This is a genomic window from Collinsella tanakaei (assembly GCF_021531055.1).
Lineage (GTDB): Bacteria > Actinomycetota > Coriobacteriia > Coriobacteriales > Coriobacteriaceae > Collinsella > Collinsella tanakaei_B.
Genome location: NZ_JADYTL010000015.1, coordinates 1 through 251 on the forward strand (window position 1 = coordinate 1; position 251 = coordinate 251).

The 251-nt window shown below is 66.5% G+C and carries 1 pseudogene; it reads right to left on the bottom strand.

From position 1 onward, the window contains the following. Nucleotides 1–251: pseudogene (locus I6E04_RS09745) on the bottom strand (hypothetical protein); the annotation flags it as partial.

Below are 251 nucleotides of genomic sequence, written 5' to 3' on the forward strand. Positions count from 1 at the left end.
AGGTCTCGGGGTCGAAGTAGTAGTACTTGCCCGACAGCTTCCACCAGCCCTTGGACGCGGCGCCCTTGTAGTCGGAGGAGAAGTAGGACCTGGTGCCGTCGGCCCACTCGTGCCAGCCGACCGCGGCGGCGCCGTCGTCGCCGAACAGGTAGAGCCTGCCGGCGATCTCCTGCTCGCCGGTGAGCGTGCGGAAGGTCTCGGGGTCGAAGTAGTAGTACTTGCCCGACAGCTTCCACCAGCCCTTGGACGCG